Annotated in this window: 1 protein-coding gene; it reads left to right on the top strand. The window is 63.4% G+C overall.

The window, feature by feature from the left end; all coding sequences use genetic code 11:
- The coding region (locus KUO17_RS26440) for a DUF6531 domain-containing protein (RefSeq protein WP_255263820.1) at nt 1–656 on the top strand (656 nt) is incomplete at both ends.

Here is a 656-nt window from a genome sequence, read left to right as displayed (position 1 = left end):
GAGCGCGAGAAGGGCAAGGGAGAGTTGGGGGCGAGCGAGAAGCAGCACGAGGCCGTTGCCTCCACCAGCCCGCTGCCCGATACCTGCCCGATCCCGCGGCCGCCACCCCCGGCGCACTCCGGCAGCCACATCAGCTTTGCCATCGGTTCGGAATTCATCATCCACTCCGATTTCAGCCTGCCGGGGCCATTCCCCATCGAATGGCAGCGCATCTACCACTCGCGCCTGGAGCAGTATGACCAGGGCAGCCTGGGGGCCCGCTGGGTCACGCCGTTCACCACCTGCATCGACGTGATCGGTAAAGGGCTGTTGTTCCACGACTACGATGGTCGCAGCCACGCGTTCGACCTGCCCAAGGTCGAGAAGGCGAAGTACAACGCCATCGAAGACCTGCTGCTGGTGCGCAGTGGCGAAGACGAGTTGGTGATCTGCCGCGGCTTTGTGCGCAAGGAGCATTACCTGCGCGTGGGGGATCGCTACTACCTGCAGAAGGTCCTGCTGCAGAACGATGCCGGTTGCATGCTGCACTACGAGCATCGCCACGCTGGCCGCCCGGTACTGTCCGACATCATCACCTTCCAGGGCGACATGAGTGACGTGCACCGTCACCTGGGCACACTGATCGATGACCATGGCCATATCACCGGCCTGTGGGA

Origin of the sequence: Pseudomonas aegrilactucae, from assembly GCF_019168305.1 — a bacterium.
Classification (GTDB): domain Bacteria; phylum Pseudomonadota; class Gammaproteobacteria; order Pseudomonadales; family Pseudomonadaceae; genus Aquipseudomonas; species Aquipseudomonas aegrilactucae.
The sequence above is the reverse complement of the archived record's forward strand: the minus strand, read 5'-3'. Positions and strand labels throughout refer to the sequence as shown.